Source organism: Fischerella muscicola PCC 7414, assembly GCF_000317205.1.
In the GTDB taxonomy this organism is placed as follows: Bacteria; Cyanobacteriota; Cyanobacteriia; order Cyanobacteriales; family Nostocaceae; genus Fischerella; species Fischerella muscicola.
This window is the reverse complement of record NZ_AJLK01000016.1, coordinates 1-3,893: the sequence shown is the minus strand read 5'-3', so window position 1 is coordinate 3,893 and position 3,893 is coordinate 1. Positions and strand designations below refer to the sequence as shown.

3 protein-coding genes and 1 pseudogene are annotated in these 3,893 nt (G+C 38.1%); all 4 read right to left on the bottom strand.

The genetic code is table 11. From position 1 onward, the window contains the following. Positions 1–890: tetratricopeptide repeat protein (locus UYI_RS0102155; protein WP_016865046.1), on the bottom strand; the 890-nt coding region annotated here is incomplete at its 3' end. Then, positions 887–1,450 (bottom strand): annotated as a pseudogene (locus UYI_RS38590) (ATP-binding protein); the annotation flags it as partial. The pseudogene UYI_RS38590 and the gene UYI_RS0102155, both read right to left, overlap by 4 nt. A 441-nt stretch (positions 1,451–1,891) precedes the next feature. Then, a complete protein-coding gene (gene cofG, locus UYI_RS31760) occupies positions 1,892–2,950 on the bottom strand; it encodes a 7,8-didemethyl-8-hydroxy-5-deazariboflavin synthase subunit CofG (RefSeq protein WP_016865044.1) in 1,059 nt (352 codons plus the stop codon). 154 nt (positions 2,951–3,104) lie between these two features. Beyond that, entirely contained in the window at positions 3,105–3,737 is a 633-nt protein-coding gene (locus UYI_RS0102140; protein ID WP_035137992.1) for a helix-turn-helix transcriptional regulator, read from the bottom strand. Positions 3,738–3,893: the final 156 nt, after the last annotated feature.

Below are 3,893 nucleotides of genomic sequence, written 5' to 3'. Positions count from 1 at the left end.
ATGTACCAAGCTTCTTGGTAATCGGGTTTAATTTCCACGGCTTTGTCGTAGGATGCGATCGCCTCTTCGTAGCGTCCCAACTGAAACAGTGCAATCCCCCGCATGAACCAAGCTTCTTGGTAATCGGGTTTAATTTCCACGGCTTTGTCGTAGGATGCGATCGCGGCTTCGTATTCTTTAGCAGAAACTAACAAGTTTCCCAGTTCAAATAGTAAACTTGCCCTACCATCTTCTGTTTGGTGTTTTTCTGCCAATAAGTCTTGAAATTCCAGTACTTTTTCAATCTTTTGTTCTTGAGTGAGTTTCAAATACTCCCCATAGTCTCCTGACAATATCAGACGAGTTGATTCTTGTTCAACTAATTCTGGTGTAGTTGGTACTTCAAATACTCCAGAACGCCAGTCAAAAAAATCTGGGGCGCGATGAATTAAATAGTTGATCGAAAATGACCGCAAAAGAAACACAAAGCAAAATGGAAAATCATCTCGAAACCGTTCTCGCTGTTGATTTAAGTGATTTAAAATATACGGTACGCTGGTTAAATCGCTAAATTTATTTTCGGTAATTTCGCCAAAAGTCCTTTTCTCATATTTATATAAAGAATATTCCAGACCTTTAATTAATAAAATATCAACTTGCTTATCTTTAACAAACTCAGCCACTCGCTCATATAAATTATCAATCGCCTCAACTAAGCGCAAAAGTTCTATATGCTTCTGGGGAATATCCTGTGGAAGTTTAGCAATTAAACGGTCTGCTTCCGCAGGTGTACATTGCACAAAATACAAACCAAATCCTGATTTTCGCTTTAATGCCCGAACCAAGTCTTGATAAGCTTCTTCTGGTTCTGGGGGTAAATCTTCATCCCAATCACCTAAATCTGGATTCATGGAAGTTTTGCCACAGCTTCTTTAAATTCTGGTACTCCTTGGATGAGCGGATAAATATCATACCAACGCTGTATCTCTCCCTCATCATCTAAATAACGATATTCTAAAAGACAGCGATTGTACATCAAACTTCGATACTGGTCATCATTAATAATGCGTTTAGAACGAGATATTTCTGCTAACAGACACCACTGATGATTTTCTACAGCACGGCGGTAAGTGTCTCTGGCTTGAGTAACAGCGCGACGCACTTCTTTTTCAGTAATTGGTAACTCTTCTGTACGTGCGATCGCATCTTGAGTTAACAATAACAAATTCCTGACATGCCCTCCACTCATCAAACAGAGTTTATCTAAGGTTTGTTGACTATCAAAAATCTCGTTTTCTATTGATAATTCCGGTGTAATTTGCCGGATTCGCTTGCAAATCACTTCTTTAACTTTCTCAAGCCCAGGCTCGTAAATTTCTCCTTTTATAGTCTTGACCATAATCATCGGTAAAATTAAGCATTCACCGTAGATATCTCTGATATCTGTTGCCCGTTTTGAATACAGCATTGCCATGTTTTTCATATTAACGAGATTATAGAGGGTTAAATGCTGGCGAAGAAAGTTTGTAGTAAGGACTTTAGTCCTTATTTTTTCAGCACTAAAGTGCTGAATACAAACCCTGAATTAAAACTTGACAACTACTGGGTAAAGCTAACCCAGCGATAATTTTAATTCGTGTTCAACGAAGCTTTAATACTTGTGAATGAAGTTCTAATACTCGTTTATTTATTTCAAAGACTCAATGACGGAGTTATATTACTCATTTATTGAGTTCAAAGACTCATTAACGCAGTTCTAATACTCGTTTATCTATATTCAAAGACTCATTAACGCAGTTCTAATACTCGTTTATCTATATTCAAAGACTCAACGACGGGGTTTTGATACTCGTTTATCTAGTTTAAAGACTCATCGACGGAGTTCTGTACTTGTTTATTGATAAATTAATAGCTACAGGCTCTTGTTATCGTTACCAAGTTCAACCTGGTAACGAGGGTTTGGAGACTCTGTTGCAAGAGTTCTAATTTCTACTCCCTTCTGGTGAACCCGCAAAGAGGGGCTGGGGGTGAGGTTCCGCCACCGCTTCACTGCTAGTTGCAATTCCTGCGACAACCAACTATCAAACTGGGGATAAACTGGCAACCTCGGCACTAACTCCCATCCCGCAGGCTGTAAAATTTCTCTTAGCTCCTGCTCTTGAACATGAGGATAATCAGGATTAACTTCATCTTTGGGGCCAATTCCGCCTAAATCCCTCGCCCCAGCTGCTAAACATGCGAGTAACCATTGCTGATCTTTAACTAAATTCGGGGGAATTTGAATAGTAATATCTGACGGTAAAATTTGACGTGCTTTAAAAATGACTTCTGGTAATTGATGGGGGTCAAATGGTGGTGCATCAAAGCTTTGCTGATTTCCAGGACTGTGGGGTTGGAGGATAACTTCTTGAATGTGATGATAACGCTGATGCAAATTTGCTATTGCTTTCAAAGTTTCCCACCAATCATTTTCCGTTTCTCCAATTCCCAACAGTAAACCCGTTGTAAACGGGATTTGTAATTCTCCAGCCCATTCTAATTGTTGCAGCCTGAGAGCTGGTAATTTGCTCGGTGCATGTTTATGTACAGTTTTGAGCAATTCTGGGGTTAACTGTTCTAACATTAACCCCATAGAAACGTTTACTTGCTTGAGTCTTTGCATTTCCGCAAAACTCAACGGCCCAGCATTTGTATGTGGTAAAAAACCCATTGTCAGCGCTAATTCACACAAATCATAAATTCGCTCAAACCATGCTGAACGCCGTGATGATTGGGGGTGAACTTCGCCACTAAGTATGAGAATTTCACAGACATTTTGAGTTTGCAGTTGTTTCAAAATATTTGCTGCTGCTGCTACCGTCAGCCAAGGACTTTTACCCGGGTCTGTACGAAAATTACAATAGGTACAGCGATTAAAACATTCATAAGTAGGAACAATAGTGTAAGCAGGACTGTAGGTGATTATGTTCATATTTATCTGGCGGTGCGTGATAGCAAAGCCATAACGCACCCTACTTAAGATTTACTGTATCTATGTGTACATCGCCTTGCACGGTGGTCGAATTTAAAACATAAATCTTGTCATAGTTTCAATTCACATTAGATATAACTCATAATTTCCCACACTATACCAGATAGATAATTTCCTGTTGCTTCGCATATATATTTTTCAGATGTTTTTTGACAGTATTGATAGTAATATATAGCCTATCTGCTATTTCTCTGTAAGAACAATTGGCACGACGTAGTATCCAAACCTGTGCCTCACGTTCAGTTAGCCCATATTTTTTAGCATCAGCGATCGCTATACTGTGGCTAGTTTGATGACAATCCTCTAAAGTTAATAACAAAAACATTTGATTGCATCTATCCCAGTATAACCATCTAGCTCTGACACGTAATTTTACTTGATCATTAACATCTATTTCTATTTCTATAGATACATTCCCCTTGGTAAATAATTTGCGACTTTCAATCATAGAATCACAAAAGCACCAAATTTCATCTGGAACAATATTTTGATTTTTTGTGTTTTGTCTCAACTGGTGACAAATATCAAGAGCGTATTCATTAGCATAAATTAATTGGCGTTGAGTTGTAAGTATTAAAATTCCATCGACAAAGCTGTCAAGAATAGTTTGGATTAAATAAATTTGTAAGGCTGGTTGTAATTTGTCTATGTAAGAATTGTCTACTTTAACATATTGGATTTTGCTAGATGCAATGTTATGATTTTGTCCATTACTGCTCATAAACATAATCAATCTCCCTGTAGGCTCAGCCCAAAAACAAAAATTTAAACCACCAATAAACAATTCAGATGCTTAGCTGAATTTTGATAGGGGAGATTATGTATCTGCAATGACTGAGTTGTAAGCACCCCAAAAGGGATGTAAGGAAATTTTGTAGCTACT

What these genes read in the sequence shown, in the direction of transcription:
- cofG (WP_016865044.1), bottom strand. Translation starts at nt 2,950, where the DNA reads ATGAACATAATCACCTACAGTCCTGCTTACACTATTGTTCCTACTTAT.
- UYI_RS0102140 (WP_035137992.1), bottom strand. Translation starts at nt 3,737, where the DNA reads ATGTTTATGAGCAGTAATGGACAAAATCATAACATTGCATCTAGCAAA.